The following is a 22,621-nucleotide window of genomic DNA, read 5'->3' as shown; positions in this document are numbered from 1 at the left end:
AAGTCGGCGCTGGCGGCTTGTGGGCCGGCACATGACTTTGCCGGGAAATGACGTTAGCCTGAAGCCATGGACACGCAGAGCACGATCGACGCTGCCCGCGCCATTTTCGGCGAGCGGCTCAGCCTGAACGCCAATATCCGTGAAACCCATGCGCATGGTGAGGCCAATGCTGCCACCAGCCTGCCGGATGCGGTGGCGTTTCCCGAGTCGACCGAGGAGGTTTCGCAACTGCTGCGGCTGTGCCACGCGGCTTGCGTGCCGGTCACGCCGTTCGGCGCGGGCACCTCGCTCGAAGGCCATGTGACGCCGGTGCGCGGCGGTATCAGCCTCGACCTGACGCGGATGAACCGGGTGATCGAGGTGAATGACGCCGATCTCGACGGCCGGGTAGAGGCCGGGGTGACGCGGCGGCAGCTGAACACCTATCTGCGCGATCACGGGCTGTTCTTCCCGGTCGATCCCGGTGCCGATGCGACGATCGGCGGGATGTGTGCGACGCGCGCGTCCGGCACGACCACGGTGCGCTACGGCACGATCCGCGACAATGTGCTGGGGCTGCGCGCCGTGCTGGCCGACGGCACCGTGATCGACACCGGCGGGCGGGTCCGCAAATCGTCCACCGGCTATGACCTGACCCGCCTGTTGATCGGTTCGGAGGGCACGCTCGGCATCATCACCGAGGTGCAGCTGAAACTCTACGGCATTCCCGAGGCGATCGGTGCCGCCGTCTGCGGTTTCGCCGACGAGCACGCCGCAGTCGCCGCGGTGATCGAGATCATGCAGACGGGCATTCCCGTCGCCCGCATCGAATTCGCCGATACCGCGCAGATGGCAGCCTCGATCGCCTATTCGAAGCTCGATCATCTCACCGCCGGCCCGACGCTGATGTTCGAGTTCCACGGCAGTGCGCAGGGTGTTGCCGAGCAGGGGGCGATGGCCGAGGAGATCGCCAGGGCCCATGGCGGCAGCGGCTTCGCCTTCGCCACCGAAACCGAGGCCCGCAACCGGCTCTGGCGCGCCCGTCACGATGCCTATTGGGCAGCGCGGGCCGCCTATCCGGGCAAGGGCGCCTTTGCGACCGACACGATCGTGCCGATCTCGCGTCTGGCCGAGGCGGTTTCGCTGGCGCGCGAGGCGGTGACCCGCTCTGGTCTCGAAGCCTGCATCGTCGGCCATGTCGGCGACGGCAATTTCCACGTGCTGATCCTCTATCCCGAAGGCGAGGAAGGCCGGGCGAAAGCATGGGAGCTCGATCGTGAAATCGTCGCCCAGGCGCTGTCGTTCGGCGGGGCTGCGAGTGGGGAGCACGGGGTCGGGCTCGGCAAGCGGGAATTCCTGCCGCGCGAGCACGGGGCGGCAGCGCTTGGCGTGATGCGTGCGATCAAGCAGGCGCTCGATCCGCGCGGCATCCTCAATCCGGGAAAGATGTTTCTCGACTGAAGGTTGGCCGGGCCGCCTCGGGCCCGGCCAACCAGTCGGGTCAGTTGCCGCTGGCCGGTGCGGCAGGGGCGGCGGCCGGCGCTGCCGGCGCGGCAGCAGCAGGCGTTCCGCCGGCCGGAGAAGCTGCAGCTCCGGCAACCGGCTGCGCGGCGATGCCGATATCGGTGACACCCGCCTTTCGTGCGGCGTCCATCACCGTCACGAAATGCTGGAAGGCGACGGCCTTCGACGCGGCGATCGTCACCTCGGTCTTGGACGGATCGCCGTCGGCCTGGAACATGGCGGTGAGCTGGGCCGGCGTCAGCACCTGTTTCTTCACCTGAATACTGCCATCGGCAAGGATGTTCACGGTGAATTTCGGGTGCTTGAGATGCGTCGTCTGCGTCGAGTTCGGCAGCTGCATCGGGATTCCCGCATCCGGGATCATCTGCAGCGTGACGATGATGAAGAACACCAGCAGGAAGAGCATCACGTCGATCATCGGGATGATCTCGACGCGTGCCTTCCGGGCCTCGAAATAGCGCATGTTCATGAAATCAGGCCGCCACCGCGGTGCGGATCGCCGGGCGGCTACCGGCATGGGGCACGACCGGCGCGCCATCGGTGCGGTTCAGCACCATGGTGCGGATCGTCTCGAGCTGATGAATGATCAGGCGGACCTGGTTCTGCAGCATGTTGAAGGTGGCAAGGCCGATCATGGCGATGAAGATGCCGCAGGCGGTGGCCACCAGGGCATCGGCCACGCCGCCGGTCACCTCGGCCGGCGCATGGCCGGGTGTGGCAAGCACCGAGAAGGCGTGGAACATGCCGATGATCGTGCCGAACAGGCCGAGCAGCGGCGCGAGCGTCACGATCGTATCCAGCACCCACATCCGCCGGTCGAGCCGGGGGGCTACCAGCATGATCGCCTCGTCCATGCGGCTGTTCATCGAGGCGTGGTTGGTATCGTGCATGTGGTTCAGGGCGGTGTCGAGCAGCAGCGCCTCCGGCATCCGGCCGGCATAGTCGCGCAGCGTCGTCAGATCGTCCTCGTTGACGCGGCCCATGGCGGCCATGCGGCGGACGATCGAGCTGCCGCGAAGGATCGCGCGGCGGAGATACCACATCCGGTCGATGATCACCGCGACGGCGATGACGAAAAGACCGGCGAGAACGTAAAGTACCCCGTCGGAATAATTCGCGAGGTGAATGATATAATCCAGGGTCATGCTGACTCTCCGAGACTCCGCCCGGAGCATTCCCGGGCCGGTGACGGCGCGGGAGGACTTCGGCCGGATCGTTTTGCCCGACAAACAGAACGGGGCGAGCCCGCATCGCGGACCGCCTCCCGTCAAATCGCGTGTAGACCAGCGAGCGGCGCTGTAGTGTGAAGCCTCGATGACAGTTGTTACGATAGCGCACCGCGCGCGGCGGCGCGTGACAGGTCGCGCCCTTGTTCCGGCGGCCGCGCCGCACGACATCTGCCACAACAACGCAGGGAGCCTCCCGATGGACTATCGCCAGCTCGGCCGATCCGGCCTGAAGGTTTCGACGCTGACGCTCGGCACCATGACGATGGGCGGGCGCGGCGTGTTCGGGAAGGTCGGCAATGTCGGGCGCGCCGAGGCCCGGCGGCAGATCGACATGTGCGTCGATGCCGGTGTCAATCTCGTTGATACGGCCGATATCTATTCTACCGGGGGCGCCGAGGAGATCATCGGCGAGGCGCTGGGCGGCAAGCGGCCGCAGGGTCTGCTGATCGCGACGAAGGTGCGGTTTCCGATGGGGCAGGGGCCGAATGATCGCGGCCTGTCGCGCCACCACATCATCGCGGCCTGCGAGGCGAGCCTGACGCGGCTGCGAACCGATGTCATCGATCTCTATCAGGTTCACGAATGGGACGGGCTGACCCCGCTCGAAGAGACGACGCAGGCGCTCGACATGCTGATCCGCCACGGCAAGGTACGGTATGTCGGCTGTTCGAACTATTCCGCCTGGCATGTCATGAAGGCGCTGGCGATCGCCGATCGGACGAATCACGAACGGTTCGTCAGCCAGCAGATCCACTACACGCTCGAAGCGCGGGAGGCCGAGAACGAACTGATCCCGCTCGCGATCGATCAGGGGCTGGGCGTGCTGGTCTGGAGCCCGCTCGCCGGCGGATTGCTGTCCGGCAAGCATCGTCGCAACCAGGATACGCCGCCCGGCACACGCCAGCTTGCCGGGTGGAGCGAACCCCCGATCCACGACGAAAACCGGCTTTGGGACATTGTGGAGGCGCTGGTCGAGGTGGCCGGCGCGCATGGCGTTTCGGCGGCGCAGGTCGCGCTCGCCTGGCTGCTCGGACGGCCGGCGGTCACCTCGCTCGTCATCGGCGCACGCAACGAGGAGCAACTGGTGGACAATCTGCGCGCGGCCAGCCTGACGCTGACCAAGGAAGAGCGCTCGATGCTGGATGCGGTAAGCCAGCGCAAGCTGCACTACCCCTACTGGCACCAGGCACAGACCGCGAAGGACCGGCTCGGCCCGGCGGATCTCGCGCTATTGGGGCCGCATCTCTGAGCGGATGATGCTTTATGCGTCGGGTGCTGGGCTGGGCGGTCCGGGTGGATGCAGCACGCAGCATCCACCCGCAGGGCTGGTCAGATGTTCTTGTCGAGCCAGGCCTTCAGCACGCTTTTCGGCGCGGCGCCGACATGCTGTGCCGCCGGCTTGCCATCCTTGAATAGGATCAGGGTCGGGATGCCACGCACCCCATACTGGGTCGGGGTCATCGGGTTCTCGTCGATATTCACCTTGGCGACGGTAACCCGCCCGGCATATTCGCTGCCGAGTTCCTCAAGCGACGGTCCGATGATCTTGCAGGGACCGCACCATTCTGCCCAGAAATCGACCAGGACCGGCTCCTTCGAGTCGAGAACCGAGTTGGAAAATTCCGCGTCAGACACGGCTTTCGTGGCTGCACCCATGATAATGCTCCTTGAAGCGATGCGTTTGAGGAGAGAATGGCGTCTTGCCCCGTGACGATCAAGCGGATGGCTGGTCCTGCTTCGGCGCATGCCGGGCCAGCATCGCGGCGGGGACCGGCATGACACGGGCTTGCGATGTCCAGACCAGCACCGCATCGATCCGCCGATCGGGATATATTCCGCCGAGCACTGCGACATAGGCGGCAAGCTGCGCCGCATAGGCCTCGGGGATTCCAGCCGGATCGTCCGGCGGCCGGCGGTCGGTCTTGTAGTCGGCGACAAGTACCCGGTCGGGCAGCACGGCAAGCCGGTCGATCAGCCCGCCGATTTCGACGCCGCCGACAATGCCGGCCACGGGCGCCTCGGCGCGCGAGGCGGGGCCGAACAGCGGCGTCATCTCAGGATGGTCGAGCACTCCGAAAACCGCCTCGATCAGCGCGGATTGTTCGGCGGCGTCGAGGTCGTGAGCGGGCTGCGCCAGGTAGCGGCGTGCGGCTTCGCGCCGGTCGGCGAGCGCAAGATCGGGCAGATGCTGCAACAGCGCATGGATCAGCCGGCCGCGTGCGAGACCGGCGGCGCGGCCGGTTTCGTGGCCCGCCAGCGGCGAGGAAGCGGCCAGCCCCGCGCTTTCGCCTTCGGCGCTGCGGCTCGGCACCAGGCGGTCGATCCGGCGCTTGGGCTCGGGCGGCGGCGCCGCGCGCCAGCCGGTTTCCGGGCCGATCCAGTGCGGCAATGGCGATGCGACCGTCGTGGTGACGGCGGCGGTCCGGTCCGGCGCTGCCGTCTGCGCGGTTTCGAGGCAGAGGATGCTGCCTTCCAGCGGCACTTCCGCCGCGCGGTCGGCAACGCCGTCGAGCCGGGCGAAACCTGCGCGCACGCTCTCGTACCAGCATGAGTCCGGCAGCTTGGTCTTCGGCGCCGCGCCGCAGACGACCAGATGGTCCTCGGCGCGGGTCAGCGCCACGTAGAGCAGCCGGTTATATTCCTCGGCGGCGCGGGCCGCACTCCGGGCAAGCGCCTGTTGCACCGCGGCGCTGCGCATGTCGGCGCGGGGGCAGAAGATGGGTACCTCGCCGCCATCCTGCGGCGCTTCGAGCCAGTGGATCATCTCGCGCGCCTCTTTCCCCGGCTGTCCGGTCGTATCCGGCAGGATGACCAGCGGCGCCTGCAGGCCCTTCGCGCCGTGAACGGTCATCAGCCGCACCGCGTTGCCGGCTGCCTCCGCCTCGCGCTTGACCTCGGCCGCGGTGGCATCGAGCGCGGCGAGGAAGCCCTGCAGGCTCGGCGCCTCGCGCGCGCCATAGTCGAGCGCGGTGGCGAGCAGTTCGTCGAGCGGCTCGGCGGCTTCCGGCCCGAGCCGGGCGAGCAGCCGGGCCCGGCCGCCCATCGGCCCGAGCACTTCGGCAAAGAAGCGGTAGGGGGTGACGAAATCAGCCCGCGCCTGCGCTTCGGCGATCAGATCACGCGCCTGGGCGAAGGCGGCGCACTCGTCGGCGCGGGCGAACAGCGTATCGCGCAGCGAGGTCTTGCGGCCCAGCGCAAGCCGCATCAGCTCCTCGTCGGACAGGCCGCCAAGCGGGCTTGCCAGCACGGTCGCGAGTTCGACATCGTCCTGCGGCAGCAGCACGGCGCGGGCCAGCGCAATGAGGTCGGCCACGGCGCGGGTTTCGGTCAGCACCATGCGGTCGAGCCCGGCAACCTCGACATTGTACTCCTTCAGCGCGCGGGTGAGGGCGATGCCGAATTCGTTGCGCTGCCTGACCAGGATCAAGACATCGCCGGCGGCGAGCATGCGCCCGCGCGACTCAAGCCGCATCGTGCCGATATTGGCCTTGATCCATCCGGCCACCGCCCGGGCGAGCCGCCGCCGCGCCGAGGCCTGTTCGGCATAGGTCTCTGCCGGCGCCCAGGGCGGCAGGTCGGGATCGGGATCGGCGGCAACCAGTGGCCACAGCGACACCGAGCCGGCCTGTCCGGCGCGGCTTGCGCCATGCGCGAGCGTCTCGCCGGGCATGACCACGCCGGCGCGCGCCGGCCCGCTCTCGAACACCTTGTCCACCAAGGCGAGAACCGGCGCCGTGGACCGGAACGAGGTGGCGAGGCTGCCTTCATGCCAGCGCGCCCCGGCGGCGGATACACGGGCCCCGATGCCCGCCCGCCAGGCGTCGAAACTCGCGAGGTCGGCGCCCTGGAAGGAGTAGATCGACTGTTTCCGGTCGCCGACCGCGAAAACCGTGCGCATCCCATCGGGCCGCGTCCCCGTGCCGGCGAAAAACTCCGCCGCGATCGCGTCGATCACCGCCCATTGCGCCGGTGCGATATCCTGCACCTCATCGAGCAGGATATGATCGATCCCGCCATCGAGCTTGTAGAGCACCCAGGCGGCACCGGGATCGACCAGAAGCTGTGCGGCGCGGGCGATCAGGTCGGCATAGTCGAACCGCGCATTGAGCTGTTTCGCCCCCTGTTCTGCGGCGTGGATCGGCAGCGCGAGCCGGGCGAGGGCGGCGGAAAGATCGGCGAGGCGCCGCGCCGCGAGACGGTCCATCATCCGCAGCAGCCGTGCCTGTTCGGCCTCGATCGATGTCCGCAGTGCCGGCTCCGCGGCATCCAGCGCCTTGCTCAACAGCGTTGTTATCGCGCGCGGTGCGCCGGCGCCGGTGAAAAATCCATCCCGCCAGATATCGAGCCGGGCAACCCGCTGCGCTGGCGGCAGGTCCAGCCAGGCTAGCAGGGCGGTGGCCTTTTCCCGCGCCTTGTCCGAGCTGCGCTCGCTCATCGCGCGAAGAGTGGCGCGGATGTTGCGATCGTCGAATTCGACGATCGAGAGCAGGATCGCGTCCTCGTCGGCTTCGGGGGCATCGAGCGCCGCCGCCTGCATGGCGGCGATGCCGCCGACGGTTTCGTAGCGGGATGCGAGCTTCGCCAGCCTCGCCTGGGCGTCGGTCAGCATCCGGTCGGTCAGGCCGGCGAAATCGGTTTCCGAAATCTGCCCCGCGAGAAGCCTGAGTGCGGCTTCGGCCGTGCGGCTGTCATCGCCCAGCACGGCCTCGCGCGCGGCGCGGCGGCGGCTGGCGGCTTCGGCCTCGTCGGCGACGGCGAAATGCGGCGAGATCTGCGCCTCCAGCGGAAACCGGCGCAGCAACGACTGGCAAAAGGCGTGGACCGTGTCGATCCGCATGCCGCCCGGCAGGTCGAGCACCTGGCCGAACAGCATCCGCGCCCGCTGCCGCGTCGCCGTATCGGTCGGCATGTCGAGTGCCGCGAGATCGGTATCGAGCCGGGAATCCGTCGCAATGGCCCAGTCGCCGAGCCGCCGGCGCAGGCGGATCGCCATCTCCGCGGCCGCCGCGCGGGTGAAGGTGAGGCACAGGATGCGGCTGGGCGGTGCGCCGGAAAGCATCAGCCGCAGCAGCCGGTCGGTCAGCAGCTTGGTCTTGCCCGATCCCGCCGAGGCGCCGACGAAGGCCGAAACCGATGGGTCGGAGGCCGCGCGCTGCGCTGCCTCGGCCACTGCGATGGCGTCGCTCATGCGTCCTCCTGCCACTCGGCGCGGCGGGATATGCCGGCGTAGGGTTGATCCTTGGGTTTGCGGCCGGGATGCGGTGCGTCGAGAAACGGCGTCGCGGGATCGGCGTAATGGGCGAGCAGGGGGGGGATCTGCGTGCGCGCCGCCTCGATCACCTGATCGAGCGATTCGGCCTTGTTCCCGAACAAGGCCCTGGTCTCCCCCTCGGTCGCCCCGCCGGACAGTTTCCAATAGGCGAGTTCGGCGACCTTGCCGGCGAAACCGGGGAAGCCACCCGCTTCGGCGATCACCGCCTCGATCGGCAGCTGCGGTGCCTTGCCCTGCTCCACCGCCCGGTCGGTAGGGGGGCTGCCGGTCTTGTAGTCGATGATCGCAAGCGTATCGCCTCGCCGCTCGATGCGGTCGGCGCGGCCATCGACGGTGAACCGGCCGAACCGCCAGGCGCCGGGCCGTTCCACCTTGATATCGTCCGCCTCGCCCTTTTCGGCGAGCCGCGCGCGCTCGATCTCGACGATCCAGCCGGCGATGCGTTCCAGCCTGACCAGCCAGAACGCCTCGAGGGCCCGGCGCAGGCGCCGCGCGCGCAAGGCGGTGGCGAAGGCATGGGCGAGCCGGCGCGGTGCGTCCTCTGCCCTGGCCCAGCTCGGCGAGCATGCCACCTCCATCAGCGCATCATGCGTGATGGTGCCGAAAATCGCGGCGTCGGTCTCGGCTTGCAGCGGGTTGAGCGGGCGCAGTTTCAGCACCTCGCTGGCATAGATGGCGTAGGGATCGGCGAGCAGTGTCGTGATCTTCGAGATCGAGTAGCTGGATGGCCTTGCATGCGCCGGCGGGCGCGGCTCCGGCCGCGTGCGGCGGGGCGTCGGGCTGCCGGGCGTCGGGCTGCCGGGCGTCGGGCTGCCGGGCTGGTCCAGCCTGGCGGACCATTGGCGCGCCGGGTGTGATCGCAACACGCCGCCTTTCCCCCGCAGCCCGAGGTCGATTCGCGCCAGAAAGCGCGAGGGCACCGCCGGGGCGCGGCCGCGCCGGCGCGGCGCCGACAGCACCACCTCGTCGCACGCGCCGATCAGGATGCCGAGATCGTGTGCCGCCTCACCGATCTTCTCGGCATCGTCCGGCAGGCCGGCGGCGCGCCGCATCGGCCGGGACAGCCAGGGCCCCGGATCGGGTTCCGCGGGAAACACGCCCTCGACCATGCCGCCGAGAACCAGCGTGTCGACCCGCTGCAGCCGCGCCTCCATCATGCCCCAGATGGCGACCCGCGGGTTCGCGTCGCGCGCGCGCGGGCGCCGCAGCCGGGCACTGCCCAGCACCGCGTCGAGCAGCGGGACGAGTTCCGCCGGCTGGACGTCCGGCAGGCCGTCGAGTGCCGCGAGCTGGATGGCCAGATGCTCGGATAGCGCTGCCCCGGCCTCGCCGGACCAGAGATCGTCGGTGATGGCTTCCGCCGCCGCGATCAGCCCCGCGAGAAGGGTTGCCGGCGGCAGGCTCGCCGGGCCGGACGATATCGGCCGGAGGCGAAGCTGCAGATCGGCGAGGAAGGAAGGCAGCGGATCATCCGGCGCTGCCTCGTGCGCGGCCTCGTGATCGGCGGCGTGGCGCATGGCCGCGAAGCCGGGGCCGGGCAGGGCGCGGCGGAGCAGCAGGTCGAGCCGGCGGGCGAGGGCGCGGCACTGCCCCTGCGGCTGACCGGCCGTCACCAGCGGATGTTTCAGCAGCGCGAGCAGGGGCACGGCGTCGTAGCCGCTCTCGACGCAGGTGGCGAGCAGGCGCAGCACGATTGCCGGCGGCGTGTCGGCGAGGCGTTCGCCCGCGCTGTCTTCGGCGCGGATGCCGAGCCGTTCGAGCTCGGCGGCCACCCGCAGGGCGAGCCCGCGATCCGGTGTGACCAGCGCGGCATCGCGCCCCGGCATTTCCAGCGCATCGCGGAGGGTGAGCGCGATGGCCCGCGCTTCGTCCTGTTCATCGGCAGCATCAAGTCGCCAGAGTCCGTCATCCGCCGCCGCTACGCCCTCCGCCGCGGGCGGAATCGGCAGGAACGCATCGCGGAGCAGCGCGATCCGGCCCGCCCGGCCGGTCGTCTCCCCGGTGCCCAGGGGGGGGGGCAGGGGGGCGCCCAGGGGGGCGTGCAGGGGATGGATTTCCGCGCGCTGCACGCCGATCGCCTCGGCGAGGCGGCGGAATCCGGCCTGGGGATGGGACGGCGTGCGATCGAGCATCGACCATGCCTCGTCCGGCAGGTCGGGATCGAAGCCGGGCAGCACCACGCAGCCCTGGTCCAGACTGGCGACGACACGCGCGAGGCGCGACAGGGCGGGCGGTGCCGCGGCAAGCCCGGCGAGCCAGACCGGGTGCGACGGCGGTGCCAGGCGCCAGCGCTCGGCTTGCGCATCGAGCAGCATCCGCTGGCGCACCGCCGGATCGACCGCGCCGCGCTCGGCAAGGATCGTGGGCCATGCGCGCGTGACGATCGACAGGAAATCGAGCGTGCGCTGCCAGTGTTCGGCGAGTTCGGGTGCCACGATTCCCGGCAGCGTGTCGGCAAGCTCGATCTCGGCCTGGGCGGCGGTGTCGAGCAGGAGGGCAAGGTCGTCGGCGAGCAGCAGCGCGGCGGCGAGGGTGGTCGGCGCGCCGTCGCGCCCGCCCATGCTCAGGATCAGCCGGGCGAGGATGGTGCGGCGCTCCTCTGCGGTGATCGCCGGCGGCAGGTCGAGCCCGGCGAGGATGCCGAGGGCGGCCTCGTCCGCCGCCCCGATCGCGGCGATGCGGGGCATGATCAGGGGCCCGTCTTTCGCTTCGAGAAAGGCGGCGGCGGCGGCGCGGGCGGCGCGGCGGGTGGGCAGGAACAGCACGCCATCGGCCGGGTCGCGGCCGGCATGCGCCGCCGTCTCCAGCCAGGCGCGGGCAAGCTCAAGCAGGAACGGGCGATCGGCGCCGACGAACCGGACCTTGGGGATCATGGCAGAAATCTTTCGAGCAGGGCATCTGGGCCACGGATCGTTGCAGTGCGGTGATTGCCCTCGTCCCAGTCGAGCGCGATCGCCAGAGCCTCATGAGGCGCGAGCGGGCCGAGCCGGTCGGGCCACTCAATCAGGACAATGCCGGCTAGGGCCGCATCCAGCCCGAGTTCGGCGACATCCTCCGGGCCGCCGAGGCGCCAGAGGTCGAAATGTGACACCGGCGGATCAAGTTCATAAGTCTGCACCAGGGTGAAGCTCGGGCTCGGCACGTCGAGCGTGGCATCATTGGCGCGGGCGCGGATGAAGGCGCGGGCAAGGGTCGATTTCCCGGCGCCAAGCGGGCCCGAGAGCAGGAAAGCGTCACCGGCGCGCGCATGTGCGGCCAGTTGCCGCGCCAGCGCCGCGGTGGCGTCCTCACCGCTGAGCGATATCGTTCGAATCCCCATTGATCGATCCTGCCCGATCAGCCGGTCTTTGCAAGTTGACCCGTGCGCGGTTTCGGCTACGCATGGGGCATGGCAGAGACGATCACCACAGATGTGGCCATCATTGGCGCGGGTCCGGCGGGCCTGTTCGCTGTCTTCGAGTGCGGGATGCTGAAACTCGGCGCCGTGCTGATCGATGCGCTGGGCGAGGTGGGCGGCCAGTGCGCCGCGCTCTACCCGGAGAAACCGATCTACGACATCCCCGCCCTGCCGGCGATCGAGGCGGCGGGGCTGATCGAGAATCTGGAGCGGCAGATCGCCCCCTTTGCCGCGCCGCGCCTGCTCGGGCGGCTGGTGACGGCGATTTCCGGCGCCTGCGGCGATTTCACCATCGGCACCGACCAGGGCGATCTTGTCCGCGCCAAGGCGATCATCATCGCCGCCGGTGCCGGCGCGTTCGGCCCGAATCGCCCGCCCCTTGCCGGGCTGGCCGCCTACGAGGCGAGCGGTGCGGTGCAATATTACGTGAAGCGGCGCGAGGCGCTGCGCGGCAAGCGGGTGGTGATCGCCGGTGGCGGCGATTCGGCGGTGGATTGGGCGCTGGCCCTGCGGGGCATCGCCGCGAGCATCGCCGTGGTGCATCGGCGGGCGAAATTCCGCGCCGCGCCGGAAAGTGCGGCGCAGCTCGCCGCGGCGGCGGCCGAGGGCGAAATCGATCTCGTGATCCCCTACCAGCTGCACGCCCTGCATGGCGCCGACGGCACGCTGCACACGGTCGAGGTTGCCGATCTCGACGGGGCGACGCGGCATCTCGAGGCGGATGTCCTCCTGCCGTTTTTCGGCCTCGCCACCGATCTCGGCCCGGTCGCGACCTGGGGACTCGAACTTTCCCTCCATCACGTTCTCGTGACCCCGTCCACCTGCGAGACCAGCACGCGCGGCATTTTCGCGATCGGCGACGTCGCCGAATATCCCGGCAAGCTGAAGCTGATCCTGCAGGGATTTTCCGAGGCGGCGATGGCGGCGCACGCGATCCATCCGATCGTTCACCCCGAACAGGCGCTGCATTTCGAATATTCGACATCGAAAGGCGTGCCGGGCGTCGCGTGAACTTGCCGTGCCGGAGGCAAAAAAGCGCTGACAAACCGCCCCCGGTCGTCCATGTCTTGTGAACGGCATCGGAGGGATTGCGATGGATGGTTACACCCCGCCCGGCCTGGCCCGGTCGTATGAACGCGTACGTGCCCACACCGAAGACCTTGCCCGGGCGCTTTCAGCCGAGGATCAGTGCATCCAGTCGATGGCGGATGCGAGCCCGGCGAAATGGCACCGTGCGCACACGACCTGGTTTTTCGAGCAGTTCGTGCTGCTGCCCCACGCCCCGGGCTATGGGGTGTTCGATCCGGCCTTCCAGTTCCTGTTCAACTCCTATTACGATTCGGTCGGCGAACGGCAGCCTCGCCCTGAGCGCGGGCTGATCACCCGGCCCGATGGCGCGCGGGTGACCGCCTATCGCGCGCATGTCGACGCTGCGATGCAGGGCCTGATCGAACGCGGCGGGGCGCCGGCCGATCTGGTGGTGCTGGGCCTCAATCACGAGCAGCAGCATCAGGAACTGCTGATCACCGACATTACCCATGCCTTCGCGCAGAACCGCCTCGCCCCGGCGCCGATACCGCATTTTGCCCGGACCCCGGCGGTGCCCGGCGGCGACGGCTTCGTCGATTGTCCCGGCGGGCTCGTCGAGATCGGGTTCGCCGGGGGTGGGTTTCATTTCGACAATGAGGGGCCGCGGCACCAGGTATGGCTGGAGCCCTATCGCCTTGCCGACCGGCTGGTGCGCAACCGCGACTGGCTCGCCTTCATGGCGGATGGCGGCTACCGGACCAGCACGTTGTGGATGGCCGACGGCTGGGCAGCGGCGAGTGCCGGCGGCTGGGCGGCGCCGCTCTACTGGCGGTACGACGATGATGGCTGGTCCAGCTTCGGCCCCGAAGGCGTGCTGAGCCTCGATCCCGATGCGCCGGTGATGCATGTTTCCTGGTACGAGGCGGATGCCTATGCCCGCTGGTGCGACGCGCGACTCCCCACCGAGGCGGAATGGGAAGCCGCGGCGGCGGATCCGCGCCTCGCGGAGATGACCGGCTATGTCTGGCAATGGACCGAAAGCGCCTATCGCCCCTATCCGCGCTTCCGCCCGGTTGCCGGCGCGATCGGTGAATATAATGGGAAATTCATGATAAATCAGATGGTTCTGCGCGGATCTTCAATGGCAACGCCGGACGGGCATGCGCGGCGGAGCTATCGAAACTTCTTTCATCCGGACAAACGCTGGCAGTTCGCGGGACTTCGTCTCGCGCGGGACAGCTGAACGGTGTCGGGGCTGGCATCGCCTGAAACCGACATCGTTGCCGAGGCGCTCGCCGGGCTGACGGCACCGCGCAAGAGCCTTCCGCCCAAGCTGTTCTACGACGAGCCCGGCTGCGCGCTGTTCGGGGCGATCACAAGGCTTGCGGAATATTACCCGACGCGCACCGAGCGCGCCTTGCTGCCGCGGGTTGCGGCGGCGCTTGGCGCGTGGGTGGAGCCCGGTGCTGCGCTCGTCGAATATGGCGCCAGCGATGAAGGGAAGGCGGAATTCCTGTTCGGCCCGCTGGAGAGCGCCGCCTATGTCCCGATCGACATTGCCGCCCCCGCGCTTGCCGCACTCGCCGCGCGGATGCGGCGGCGTCATCCCGCAATCGCGGTGCATCCGGTGGCCGCCGATTTTCTCGCCCCGGTGCGCCTGCCGGCAGCGATCGCGGGGATGCCGCGTCTCGGCTTCTTTCCGGGATCGACGATCGGCAATCTCGATCACGACGAAGCAGTCGCGTTTCTCGGGCGGGCGCGGGGGGCGCTCGGGCCCGGCGCGCCGCTGCTGATCGGGGTGGATCTCGAGAAGTCGCTGGATATCCTGATCCCGGCCTATGATGACGCCGAGGGGGTGACGGCGGCGTTCAACCTCAACATTCTCAGCCGGCTGAACCGGGAAGCCGAGGCCGATTTCGACCCCGCGCTGTTCCGCCACCGGGCGGTGTGGAACGACAGGTTCCGCCGGATCGAGATGCATCTCGAAAGCCGGGTTCCGCAGAGCGTGCGCGTTGCCGGGCGCAGGATCGAATTCGCTGCCGGCGAGACGATCCATACCGAGAACAGCCACAAGTTTTCCGAGGCCCGCTTCGCCACCCTGGCCGCCGAGGCGGGCTGGCTGGTGGCCGAAAGCTGGACGGATCCGGATCGCCTGTTCTCCGTCCAGCTCCTAGAGCATCATCCGATCAGATAGAATCATCTGATCGGATAAAGATGCTCTAATTATCAATATGATAGAGCACGACATCCGATCCTTTCGGATCGGAACGTGCTCTTGTGTCCCGATCCTGAACGCGGTCGTTTCAGGCCCGGGACAGGACAGGGGTGAAACCCGGGGTCAGGAAAAATCCGGCTTGCGCTTGGCGATGAAGGCCTGCATGCCCTCACGCTGATGCGGGGTTCCGAACAGCGGCAGGAAGGCAGCGCGCTCGTATCTGATGCCTTCGGACAGGGTGGTTTCAAAGGCGGCGTTGATGCTGCGCTTGGCCTGCAGGAGTGCCACCGGAGACATGCTGGCGATCCGCTTGGCCAGTTTCGTCGCCTCCGCCATCAGCTCCGCCGCCGGCACGACGCGGGCGACGAGATTGGCGCGTTCTGCCTCTTCCGCATCCATCATCCGGCCGGTGAGGATCATTTCCATCGCCTTCGACTTGCCGATGGCGCGGGTGAGGCGCTGCGTGCCGCCCGCACCCGGGATCACCCCGATGGCGATTTCCGGCTGGCCGAACTTCGCGGTATCGGCGGCGAGGATGATGTCGCACATCATCGCCAGCTCGCAGCCGCCGCCCAGCGCATAGCCCGCGACCGCGGCGATCACCGGCTTGCGCATCGTCGTCACCACCTCCCACGACCGGCCGATGAAATCGTCGAGCCCGGTTGCCGGCCAGGTGCGGTCGGCCATCTCCTTGATGTCGGCGCCGGCGGCGAAGGCGCGTTCCGACCCGGTCAGGACGATGCAGCGGATCGCGGCATCGGCATCGAAGCCGCGCAGCGCGTCGCCCAGCTCGGTCATGAGCTGGTCGCACAGCGCGTTGAGCGCCTCGGGCCGGTTCAGCCGGATGAACGCCACGGCGCCGTCGGTTTCGGTGATGATCATTTCGTAGGGCATGAAATCCTCCGCATTGCCGGGGCAGGATGGCCCAATTCGCCGCCGATGCAACCCGCTTTGCCGGTCCGGATGCGAATCGGCCATTGACGCGACCACGGCGGGTTCGTCAGGTATAGGAGGGAGAGACAGACCGAGGCCCAAATTGCCCTTGACCGCCATTCGCGAATTGCCGCTCGATCAGCTTCTGCTCGGTGATGCCGTCGAGACGATGCGCATGCTGCCCGACGCATCGATCGACTGCGTCTTCGCCGACCCGCCCTATAACCTGCAGCTGCGCGGCGAGCTTCGCCGGCCGGATGACAGCGTGGTCGACGGTGTCGACGATGACTGGGACAAGTTCAGCGACTTCGCGGCCTATGACGCGTTTTCCCGCGGCTGGCTCGGCGAGGCGCGGCGGCTGATGCACAAGGACGCGACGATCTGGGTGATCGGCTCGTATCACAACATTTTTCGCCTCGGCGCGATCATGCAGGATCTCGGCTTCTGGATCCTCAACGACGTGATCTGGCGCAAGACCAACCCGATGCCCAATTTCCGCGGCCGGCGCTTCACCAATGCGCACGAGACGCTGATCTGGGCGGCGCGCGAGCGGACATCGCGCTACCGCTTCAACTACCAGGCCATGAAGTCGCTGAACGACGACACCCAGATGCGCAGTGACTGGACGATCCCGCTCTGCACCGGCGGCGAAAGGCTGCGCAACCAGCACGGGCTGAAGCTGCATCCCACCCAGAAGCCGGAAGCGCTGTTGCACCGGGTGATCCTGGCGGCGACCAATCCCGACGATGTGGTGCTCGATCCGTTCTCCGGCACGGCGACGACGGCGGCGGTGGCCAAGCGGCTGAACCGGCATTTCATCGGTATCGAGCGGCATCCGGCCTATGTCGAGGCCGGCTGGGCGCGGCTGCGCGAGATGCGGGCGGCGCCGGCGCATCTGACCAAGGCGATGCCGAGCCGCCGCGATGCGCCCCGCATCGCCTTCGGCGTGCTGGTCGAGCGGGGCATGGTTCCGCCGGGAACGGTGCTGCACGACCGGTTGCGCCGCGTCAGCGCCACCGTCGCAGCCGATGCCAGCATCATCGCCGGCACCCATCGCGGTTCGATCCATCAGGTTGGCGCGGCGGTGCAGAATGCGGCGAGCTGCAATGGCTGGACCTTCTGGCATGTCGAGCGCGAGGGGCGGCTTGTCGCCCTCGATCATGTGCGCGAAACGCTGCGGCCATGAAGATGTCTCTCGCCTCGATGACCGGTTTCGCCCGCCACGCGGGCACGCATGACAATGCCAGCTTCGTCTGGGAAATCCGCAGCGTGAACGGCCGCGGGCTCGATCTGCGGCTGCGCCTTCCCGCCGGGCTGGACGCGCTGGAGCCGGCGCTGCGCGATGCCGCCGGCAAGCGGCTCAAACGCGGCAATGTGTCGGCGACGCTGACGCTCCGGCGCGAGGCGCAGGCGGCGATGATGGTGGACGAGGCGGCGCTCGAAGGGTTCCTGCGCCATGCCCTCGCACTGTCGGACCGGATTCCCGGGGCGATGGTGCCGCGCGCGGAGGCGCTGCTGGCCCTGCCCGGCGTGATCCGCCCCGCCCTCGCCGACGAGGCCGCCGATGACGCGCAGTCGGCGCGGCAGGAAGCTCTCGCCGCCACCCTCGCGGCCGGGTTCGACGCTGCCCTCGCCGCCCTCGACCAGGCGCGGCGCGAGGAGGGGCAGCGGCTTGCCGTAATCGCCGGCGACCTGCTCGATGCGATCGAGCGGCTGATCGCCGCGGCAAGAGCGCATGCGCCGGAACAGGCGGCACAGCACCGCGCCCGGCTGCAGGCGGCGCTGGCCGACCTGCTCGGCGCTGCCGATCCGCTGCCGCAGGAGCGGCTCGCCCAGGAAATCGCCCTGCTCGCCACGAAATCGGATGTGCGCGAGGAACTCGACCGGCTGGACGCGCATGTCGGTGCCGCCCGCGCGCTGCTGGCCGACGCCGTGGCGGTCGGCCGCCGGCTTGACTTCCTGATGCAGGAATTCAACCGCGAGGCGAACACGCTGTGCAGCAAATCCGCTTCGCTGGAGCTGACCGCGATCGGGCTCGACCTCAAGGCGACGATCGAGCAATTGCGTGAACAGGTGCAGAACATTGAGTAGGCCGGCATGAAGCGGCGCGGCATGTGCCTCGTGCTCGCCGCCCCCTCGGGCGCGGGCAAGACCTCGCTCTCGCGCGCCCTGCTCGAGGGCGATTCATGGATGTCGCTGTCGATCAGCGCGACGACACGCGCGCCGCGGCCCGGCGAGGTCGATGGCGAACATTATTTCTTCAAATCGCCCGAAGAATTCGCCGCCATGGTCGAGACTGGCGCGTTCCTGGAGCACGCGACTGTGTTCGCGCGGCGCTACGGCACGCCACGTGCACCGGTCGAGGCGGCGCTGGCCGCTGGGCGGGACATCCTGTTCGACATCGACTGGCAGGGATTTCGCCAGCTCCGCAGCGCCTTGCCGAACGATGTGGTGGGCGTCTTCATCCGCACCCGCAGCGTCGAGGAGTTGCGGGCGCGCCTGGTCGCGCGCGGCGACGATGCCGAGACCATCGAACGCCGGATGGAGGAAGCCGAAAGCGAACTGGCCCACCAGATGGAATTCGATTTCATCATCGAAAACACGGATTTCTCCGCCGCACTGTCGGATCTGCGGGCCATCCGGCGCGCCTGCAGGCTGGCGACCTCACGGATTGTTGAGGATACCTTGCCCCGGGAGGGCAAGTCCGTCTAAAGGGCTGTAACGTTGTCGTAATCGACATTCACTTAACCCGGAGTCATTCCATGCCCGATGACAACACGGAGCGTAAGCCACGCGTTTCGTTCTGGCGGATCCTTCTCGTGGTGCCGTTCGTGGCCACGCTTTGGGTTCCATTCTTCAATCACGCCAAGCCGGAAATCGCCGGCTTTCCCTTTTTCTACTGGTACCAGCTCCTCTGGGTCGTGCTGTCGGCGATCCTGATCTGGATCGTCTGGCGCGTCGAGAGCTGAGGAGCCCGAACCATGTTTGCTGCAGGCATTGTCTTTGCCGTTCTGGTCGTTGCCGTCCTGATTCTGGGCTTCTTCGCCGCGCGCTGGCGTGGCGGCGATCTCAGCCAGCTTCATGAATGGGGCCTGGGCGGCCGCCAGTTCGGCACGCTGATCTCGTGGTTCCTGATCGGTGGCGATCTCTACACCGCCTACACCTTCATCGCCGTTCCCGCGCTGATGTTCGGCGCGGGCGCGATTGCCTTTTTCGCGGTGCCATACACGATCGTCGCCTACCCGATCCTGTATGTCGTGTTCCCGAAAATGTGGCGGGTGGCGGCGAAATACGGTTTCGTCACCGGGCCTGAATTCGTCCGCGGCCGCTATGGCAACCGCTGGCTGGCGCTGGCCGTCGGGGTCACCGGCATCATCGCGACCATGCCCTATATCGCGCTTCAGCTCGTCGGCATGCAGGTGGTGATCGGCGCGTTCAATCTCGGCATCGGGTTCGGCGGCCATCTGCCGCTCATCCTCGCCTTCCTCGTGCTCGCCGCCTTCACCTACACGTCGGGCCTGCGCGCGCCGGCGATGATCGCGGTGGTAAAGGATACGCTGATCTACCTGACGATCATCGTCGCGATCATCGCGATCCCGTCCTCCCTTGGCGGATTCGGGGGTGTCTTCGCCAAGATAGCGCATGCGAAGCTGCTGCTGCCCATCCCCGGCCCGCACACCACGGGCGTCTATTCGGGCTATGCGACCCTCGCCCTCGGCTCGGCCATGGCGCTGTTCCTCTACCCCCACGCGCTGACCGGCATTCTCTCCGCCCGGTCGAGCGAGACGGTGCGGAAGAACGCCGTCATCCTGCCGGCCTATTCGCTGATGCTCGGCCTGATCACGTTGCTCGGCGCCATGGCGATCGCCGCCGGCGTTGCCGCGCTGCCGCAATTCGCCGCCGGCTTCAAGACCTATGGTCCGAGCTTCGCCGTGCCGGCGCTGCTGATCCATACCCTGCCGGGCTGGTTCGTCGGCGTCGCCTTCGCGGCCATTGCCATCGGCGCGCTGGTGCCCGCCGCGATCATGGCGATCGCCTCGGCGAATATCTTCACCCGCGACATCTGGAAGGAGTTCGTTGCCCCCGGCATGTCGCCCAGCGCCGAATCGCAGATCGCGAAGCTGTTCTCGATCGTGATGGTGATCGGCGCGCTGATCTTCATCTTCGGCCTGCCGCAGAAATACGCGATCCAACTGCAGCTGCTCGGCGGCATGTGGATGATCCAGATCTTCCCGTCCATTGTGTTCAGCCTGTTCACCCGGTTCTACAATGGCTGGGCGCTGCTGGTGGGCTGGGCCGTCGGCATCGGGCTGGCGACGCATTTCGCGTTGCTCAACCACCTGAAGGGATCGATCTATCCGTTCCATATCGGCGGTGTGACGTTCCCCTGCTACATCGCGCTGGCGACCTTCGTCGTGAACGTGCTTTTGGCCACCGTGCTGTCGCCGGTGTTCCACGCCATCAAGTCGGACCGCACGCGCGACGTCACCAGCAGCGCCGACTACGCCTGAGGGATGGCGCGCGCCTTGCGCCATCGTCGATGAGCGGCTCCACGCCCCGCCGGCGCGGGGCCGCTTTCGGCTTCATCATGGCTACGATCCTGCTGGACATGCTGGCCATGGCGATCGTCCTGCCGGTGCTGCCAGCGCTCATCACCGGGCTCGTGGGCGGGCAGCCAGTGCTCAGCGCGCATGTCTTCGGCGCCTTTGGCGCGGCCTGGGCGGCGATGCAGTTCATCGCCTCGCCGATGCTTGGCGCGCTGTCCGACCGGTTCGGCCGGCGGCCGGTAATCCTGCTCTCCTGCCTCGGCCAGGCAGTGGATTTCACCGTGATGGCGCTGGCGCCGTCGGTCGGCTGGCTGCTCGCCGGGCGCATTCTTTCCGGCGCCTCCTCTGCCAATATCGCCGCGGCCAACGCCTATATCTCCGATGTCACGCCGCCGGAGCGCCGGGCGGCGGCTTTCGGCGTCTCGGGCGTTGCCGCGGCCATCGGCTTTGTGCTCGGGCCGGCTCTGGGCGGCCTGCTCGGCGCGGTGTCGCTGCGCCTGCCGTTCTGGTTCGCTGCCGGCCTGTCTCTTGCGAATTTCCTGTATGGCCTGGTGGCGCTGCCGGAATCGCTCGCGCCGCGCCGGCGGCGACGGATCGGCTGGCGGGGCCTCAATCCGCTCGATGCGCTGCGCTTCTATCGCCGGCCGGGCGTGGCGGCGCCGGCGACGATCTACGCGCTCGGTACGCTTGCGCTGCAGGCGGTGCCGTCGGTCATGGTGCTCTACGTGCAGGAACGGTTCGGCTGGCGCCCGCAGCTGATCGGCGCGGCCCTCGCCGCCGCCGGGGTGGGGTTTGCCGTGGTCGGCGGTGTAGTGGTCGGGCCGATGGTGCGCCGGCTCGGCGAGCCGCGGACACTCATCCTCGGCCTGATCGGCGGTGCCGCCGGGTTCGTGCTGTTCGGCTTGGCACCCGATTCGCAGATTTTCTGGATCGGTGTGCCGGTGCTTTCGGCCTGGGGGCTGGCGATGCCGGCGGTGCAGGGGATCATGGCGCACCGGATTGGCGGGCGCGAGCAGGGGCGGTTGCAGGGCCTGCTCGCCAGTCTGACCGGGCTGACCGCGCTGGTCGGTCCGCTGCTGTTCACCACGATCTATGCGGCGACGCTGGGGCCTGACGGCACGGCGGATGTGCCCCGCTCGGGCACCGCCCTCGTCGTCGCCGGGCTATTGCTGCTCGCCTCGCTGATCCCGCTGCGCTGGGCGGTGCGGTATCAGGCCGGAAGGCCGAACCCGTAGGCATCCATCCGCAGGATGGCGTGTTCGGTCGAGTTGTGCAGTCGCCGCGCCGCGTCGCCCTCTCCGGCGCCGATCGCGGTGAAGAGCGGCAGCAGATGTTCCTCGGTCGGGTGCTCGTCGCGCGCATGCGGCGCGCGGGCGCGATAGTCGAGCAGGGCGGCGATGTCGTTGCCGGCAATCGCCTCGTCCATCCAGGCGCTGAACGCCGTCACGTCCTCGGTTTCCGGCGCGTCGACCGGCTGGCCGCGGAAGCGCCGCAGGTCATGGGTGAAACTGCCGGAGCCGACGATCAGCACATCCTCGCGCCGCAGCGGGGCCAGTGCGCGGCCGATGTCGAAAGCGTGGCGCGGGCCAAGCCGGGTCTGGACCGAAAGCTGGAGCACGGGGATGTCGGCCGCCGGATAGGCCAGCAGCAGCGGCACCCAGGCACCATGATCGAGCCCGCGTTTCGGGTCGAGCCCGGTCGGGAAACCGGCCTCGCCGAGCAGGGCAGCGATGCGCTGGGCCAGCGCCGCATCGCCCGGCGCGGGATAGGCCAACTGGTAGAGCGCGCGGGGGAAGCCGAAGAAATCGTGAATAGTCCCGTTGCGCTCGACCGCATTGACCATCGGCGCGTCCGTCTCCCAATGCGCGGAGACGACGAGAATGGCGCGCGGCCGGGGCAGGGTGGCGGAAAGTCCGGCGAGGAAGCTCCTCGCCGGGGTTTCGGTCAGCGCCAGCATCGGCGAACCGTGGCTGACGAAGAGAGCGGGTTGCATCATGTCGTCCTCCGGCCGAACGGGGTCGGGACAAGCGCGTAGGGACCATCGCCGATCAGGGCAAGCACCACGAGTGCGACGGCCCAGAACGTGGGATATTCCCATCCGCCGCCCTTCGCCGTGAAATAGAACCCGTTATGGATATGCACCAGCGCGATGGCGCCGATCAGGTCGGGCACGATCAGCAGCGCGGCGAGGCGGGCCCAGATCCCCAGCACCAGCGCAACGCCGGCGGCAAGCTCCCAGAGCATGACGAACAGGCCGAACCAGCCCGGCAGGCCGAGGCTGGCGAAGAAATGCTCCGTCCCGGCGGGGGTAAAAATGGCGTATTTCAGCCAGTCATGGGCAAAGAACAGGAAGCCGAGGGTCAGGCGCAGCAGCAGCGCGCCATAGCCGGCCGTTCTTGCATCGATTTTTGGGTCCATATGCGTGATCTCCTTCACAGCCGAGATAACCATGCGAAGTCGGATGGTTAATACCCGAATTTTCGGTTATCGTCATGC

The 22,621-nt window shown here is 68.3% G+C and carries 20 protein-coding genes; 11 read left to right on the top strand and 9 right to left on the bottom strand.

The features are described 5' to 3' along the window. Positions 1-66: 66 nt before the first annotated feature. A complete protein-coding gene (locus B7Z76_RS04975; RefSeq protein WP_291342508.1) occupies positions 67-1,440 on the top strand; it encodes an FAD-binding oxidoreductase in 1,374 nt (457 codons plus the stop codon). A 40-nt stretch (positions 1,441-1,480) separates the two neighbouring features. On the opposite strand, the gene B7Z76_RS04970 is transcribed toward B7Z76_RS04975, so the two are convergent. After that, entirely contained in the window at positions 1,481-1,972 is a 492-nt protein-coding gene (locus B7Z76_RS04970; RefSeq protein WP_291342506.1) for a biopolymer transporter ExbD, read from the bottom strand. A gap of 4 nt (positions 1,973-1,976) precedes the next feature. Then, entirely contained in the window at positions 1,977-2,648 is a 672-nt protein-coding gene (locus B7Z76_RS04965; protein WP_174502603.1) for a MotA/TolQ/ExbB proton channel family protein, read from the bottom strand. 280 nt (positions 2,649-2,928) lie between these two features. Between B7Z76_RS04965 and B7Z76_RS04960 the strand changes: the two genes are divergently transcribed. After that, positions 2,929-3,981 (top strand): aldo/keto reductase, encoded by a 1,053-nt coding sequence (locus B7Z76_RS04960; RefSeq protein ID WP_291342505.1) that lies wholly within the window; start codon positions 2,929-2,931, stop codon positions 3,979-3,981. Between the two features lie 80 nt (positions 3,982-4,061). Here B7Z76_RS04960 and trxA read toward each other — a convergent pair whose 3' ends face one another. The 4 genes from trxA to tsaE are packed head-to-tail and all read right to left on the bottom strand — an operon-like array spanning position 4,062 to position 11,323. After that, positions 4,062-4,388, bottom strand: a complete 327-nt coding sequence (gene trxA, locus B7Z76_RS04955) for a thioredoxin (protein ID WP_174502601.1) — start codon at positions 4,386-4,388, stop codon at positions 4,062-4,064. Between the two features lie 58 nt (positions 4,389-4,446). Next, complete coding sequence (gene addA, locus B7Z76_RS04950; RefSeq protein ID WP_291342502.1) at positions 4,447-7,920, bottom strand: double-strand break repair helicase AddA; 3,474 nt, start codon at positions 7,918-7,920, stop codon at positions 4,447-4,449. After that, the gene (locus B7Z76_RS04945; protein WP_291342500.1) at positions 7,917-10,877 is read right to left on the bottom strand and encodes a PD-(D/E)XK nuclease family protein; all 2,961 of its coding nucleotides are present in this window, start codon (positions 10,875-10,877) and stop codon (positions 7,917-7,919) included. The genes addA and B7Z76_RS04945 overlap by 4 nt, the downstream gene beginning before the upstream one ends. After that, positions 10,874-11,323, bottom strand: coding sequence for a tRNA (adenosine(37)-N6)-threonylcarbamoyltransferase complex ATPase subunit type 1 TsaE (gene tsaE / locus B7Z76_RS04940; RefSeq protein ID WP_174502599.1), 450 nt, complete (start codon positions 11,321-11,323; stop codon positions 10,874-10,876). Before tsaE ends, B7Z76_RS04945 begins: the two co-directional genes overlap by 4 nt. A 69-nt stretch (positions 11,324-11,392) precedes the next feature. Between tsaE and B7Z76_RS04935 the strand changes: the two genes are divergently transcribed. The 3 genes from B7Z76_RS04935 (at position 11,393) to egtD (ending at position 14,624) form a co-directional block, all read left to right on the top strand. Next, complete coding sequence (locus tag B7Z76_RS04935; protein ID WP_291342497.1) at positions 11,393-12,412, top strand: NAD(P)/FAD-dependent oxidoreductase; 1,020 nt, start codon at positions 11,393-11,395, stop codon at positions 12,410-12,412. A gap of 82 nt (positions 12,413-12,494) precedes the next feature. Then, on the top strand, positions 12,495-13,673 hold the full coding sequence (gene egtB / locus B7Z76_RS04930) for an ergothioneine biosynthesis protein EgtB (protein WP_174502597.1): 1,179 nt from the start codon (positions 12,495-12,497) through the stop codon (positions 13,671-13,673). 3 nt (positions 13,674-13,676) lie between these two features. Next, complete coding sequence (gene egtD / locus B7Z76_RS04925; protein ID WP_291342495.1) at positions 13,677-14,624, top strand: L-histidine N(alpha)-methyltransferase; 948 nt, start codon at positions 13,677-13,679, stop codon at positions 14,622-14,624. 144 nt (positions 14,625-14,768) lie between these two features. On the opposite strand, the gene B7Z76_RS04920 is transcribed toward egtD, so the two are convergent. Further along, complete coding sequence (locus tag B7Z76_RS04920; RefSeq protein WP_174502595.1) at positions 14,769-15,539, bottom strand: enoyl-CoA hydratase-related protein; 771 nt, start codon at positions 15,537-15,539, stop codon at positions 14,769-14,771. A 208-nt stretch (positions 15,540-15,747) separates the two neighbouring features. Between B7Z76_RS04920 and B7Z76_RS04915 the strand changes: the two genes are divergently transcribed. From B7Z76_RS04915 to B7Z76_RS04890, 6 genes are read left to right on the top strand one after another with little or no spacing between them, the layout of a single operon-like run. Continuing rightward, positions 15,748-16,764, top strand: a complete 1,017-nt coding sequence (locus tag B7Z76_RS04915; protein WP_174504754.1) for a site-specific DNA-methyltransferase — start codon at positions 15,748-15,750, stop codon at positions 16,762-16,764. Continuing rightward, entirely contained in the window at positions 16,761-17,669 is a 909-nt protein-coding gene (locus B7Z76_RS04910; RefSeq protein WP_174502594.1) for a YicC/YloC family endoribonuclease, read from the top strand. Before B7Z76_RS04915 ends, B7Z76_RS04910 begins: the two co-directional genes overlap by 4 nt. Before the next feature lie 6 nt (positions 17,670-17,675). Next, positions 17,676-18,290: a guanylate kinase gene (gene gmk, locus B7Z76_RS04905; protein WP_174502593.1), complete on the top strand. Its 615-nt coding sequence runs from the start codon at positions 17,676-17,678 to the stop codon at positions 18,288-18,290. Positions 18,291-18,340: 50 nt separating this feature from the next. After that, on the top strand, positions 18,341-18,547 hold the full coding sequence (locus B7Z76_RS04900) for a DUF3311 domain-containing protein (RefSeq protein WP_174502592.1): 207 nt from the start codon (positions 18,341-18,343) through the stop codon (positions 18,545-18,547). 12 nt (positions 18,548-18,559) lie between these two features. Continuing rightward, complete coding sequence (gene mctP, locus B7Z76_RS04895) at positions 18,560-20,089, top strand: monocarboxylate uptake permease MctP (RefSeq protein ID WP_174502591.1); 1,530 nt, start codon at positions 18,560-18,562, stop codon at positions 20,087-20,089. Positions 20,090-20,118: 29 nt separating this feature from the next. Beyond that, a complete protein-coding gene (locus B7Z76_RS04890) occupies positions 20,119-21,360 on the top strand; it encodes an MFS transporter (protein WP_236656229.1) in 1,242 nt (413 codons plus the stop codon). On the opposite strand, the gene B7Z76_RS04885 is transcribed toward B7Z76_RS04890, so the two are convergent. Together B7Z76_RS04885 and B7Z76_RS04880 are read right to left on the bottom strand one after the other, a co-directional pair. Further along, a complete protein-coding gene (locus B7Z76_RS04885) occupies positions 21,336-22,118 on the bottom strand; it encodes a class III extradiol ring-cleavage dioxygenase (RefSeq protein WP_174504753.1) in 783 nt (260 codons plus the stop codon). The two genes, B7Z76_RS04890 and B7Z76_RS04885, sit on opposite strands and share 25 nt — an antisense overlap. Beyond that, on the bottom strand, positions 22,118-22,543 hold the full coding sequence (locus B7Z76_RS04880) for a DoxX family protein (protein ID WP_291342489.1): 426 nt from the start codon (positions 22,541-22,543) through the stop codon (positions 22,118-22,120). Before B7Z76_RS04880 ends, B7Z76_RS04885 begins: the two co-directional genes overlap by 1 nt. Between the last annotated feature and the right edge of the window lie 78 nt (positions 22,544-22,621).

Origin of the sequence: Acidiphilium sp. 20-67-58, assembly GCF_002255515.1 — a bacterium.
GTDB lineage: Bacteria > Pseudomonadota > Alphaproteobacteria > Acetobacterales > Acetobacteraceae > Acidiphilium.
This window is presented reverse-complemented; position numbering and strand designations above follow the sequence as displayed.

What these genes read in the sequence shown, in the direction of transcription:
- B7Z76_RS04975 (WP_291342508.1), top strand. Translation starts at nt 67, where the DNA reads ATGGACACGCAGAGCACGATCGACGCTGCCCGCGCCATTTTCGGCGAG.
- B7Z76_RS04970 (WP_291342506.1), bottom strand. Translation starts at nt 1,972, where the DNA reads ATGAACATGCGCTATTTCGAGGCCCGGAAGGCACGCGTCGAGATCATC.
- B7Z76_RS04965 (WP_174502603.1), bottom strand. Translation starts at nt 2,648, where the DNA reads ATGACCCTGGATTATATCATTCACCTCGCGAATTATTCCGACGGGGTA.
- B7Z76_RS04960 (WP_291342505.1), top strand. Translation starts at nt 2,929, where the DNA reads ATGGACTATCGCCAGCTCGGCCGATCCGGCCTGAAGGTTTCGACGCTG.
- trxA (WP_174502601.1), bottom strand. Translation starts at nt 4,388, where the DNA reads ATGGGTGCAGCCACGAAAGCCGTGTCTGACGCGGAATTTTCCAACTCG.
- addA (WP_291342502.1), bottom strand. Translation starts at nt 7,920, where the DNA reads ATGAGCGACGCCATCGCAGTGGCCGAGGCAGCGCAGCGCGCGGCCTCC.
- B7Z76_RS04945 (WP_291342500.1), bottom strand. Translation starts at nt 10,877, where the DNA reads ATGATCCCCAAGGTCCGGTTCGTCGGCGCCGATCGCCCGTTCCTGCTT.
- tsaE (WP_174502599.1), bottom strand. Translation starts at nt 11,323, where the DNA reads ATGGGGATTCGAACGATATCGCTCAGCGGTGAGGACGCCACCGCGGCG.
- B7Z76_RS04935 (WP_291342497.1), top strand. Translation starts at nt 11,393, where the DNA reads ATGGCAGAGACGATCACCACAGATGTGGCCATCATTGGCGCGGGTCCG.
- egtB (WP_174502597.1), top strand. Translation starts at nt 12,495, where the DNA reads ATGGATGGTTACACCCCGCCCGGCCTGGCCCGGTCGTATGAACGCGTA.
- B7Z76_RS04920 (WP_174502595.1), bottom strand. Translation starts at nt 15,539, where the DNA reads ATGCCCTACGAAATGATCATCACCGAAACCGACGGCGCCGTGGCGTTC.
- B7Z76_RS04915 (WP_174504754.1), top strand. Translation starts at nt 15,748, where the DNA reads ATGCGCATGCTGCCCGACGCATCGATCGACTGCGTCTTCGCCGACCCG.
- B7Z76_RS04910 (WP_174502594.1), top strand. Translation starts at nt 16,761, where the DNA reads ATGAAGATGTCTCTCGCCTCGATGACCGGTTTCGCCCGCCACGCGGGC.
- gmk (WP_174502593.1), top strand. Translation starts at nt 17,676, where the DNA reads ATGAAGCGGCGCGGCATGTGCCTCGTGCTCGCCGCCCCCTCGGGCGCG.
- B7Z76_RS04900 (WP_174502592.1), top strand. Translation starts at nt 18,341, where the DNA reads ATGCCCGATGACAACACGGAGCGTAAGCCACGCGTTTCGTTCTGGCGG.
- mctP (WP_174502591.1), top strand. Translation starts at nt 18,560, where the DNA reads ATGTTTGCTGCAGGCATTGTCTTTGCCGTTCTGGTCGTTGCCGTCCTG.
- B7Z76_RS04890 (WP_236656229.1), top strand. Translation starts at nt 20,119, where the DNA reads ATGAGCGGCTCCACGCCCCGCCGGCGCGGGGCCGCTTTCGGCTTCATC.
- B7Z76_RS04885 (WP_174504753.1), bottom strand. Translation starts at nt 22,118, where the DNA reads ATGCAACCCGCTCTCTTCGTCAGCCACGGTTCGCCGATGCTGGCGCTG.
- B7Z76_RS04880 (WP_291342489.1), bottom strand. Translation starts at nt 22,543, where the DNA reads ATGGACCCAAAAATCGATGCAAGAACGGCCGGCTATGGCGCGCTGCTG.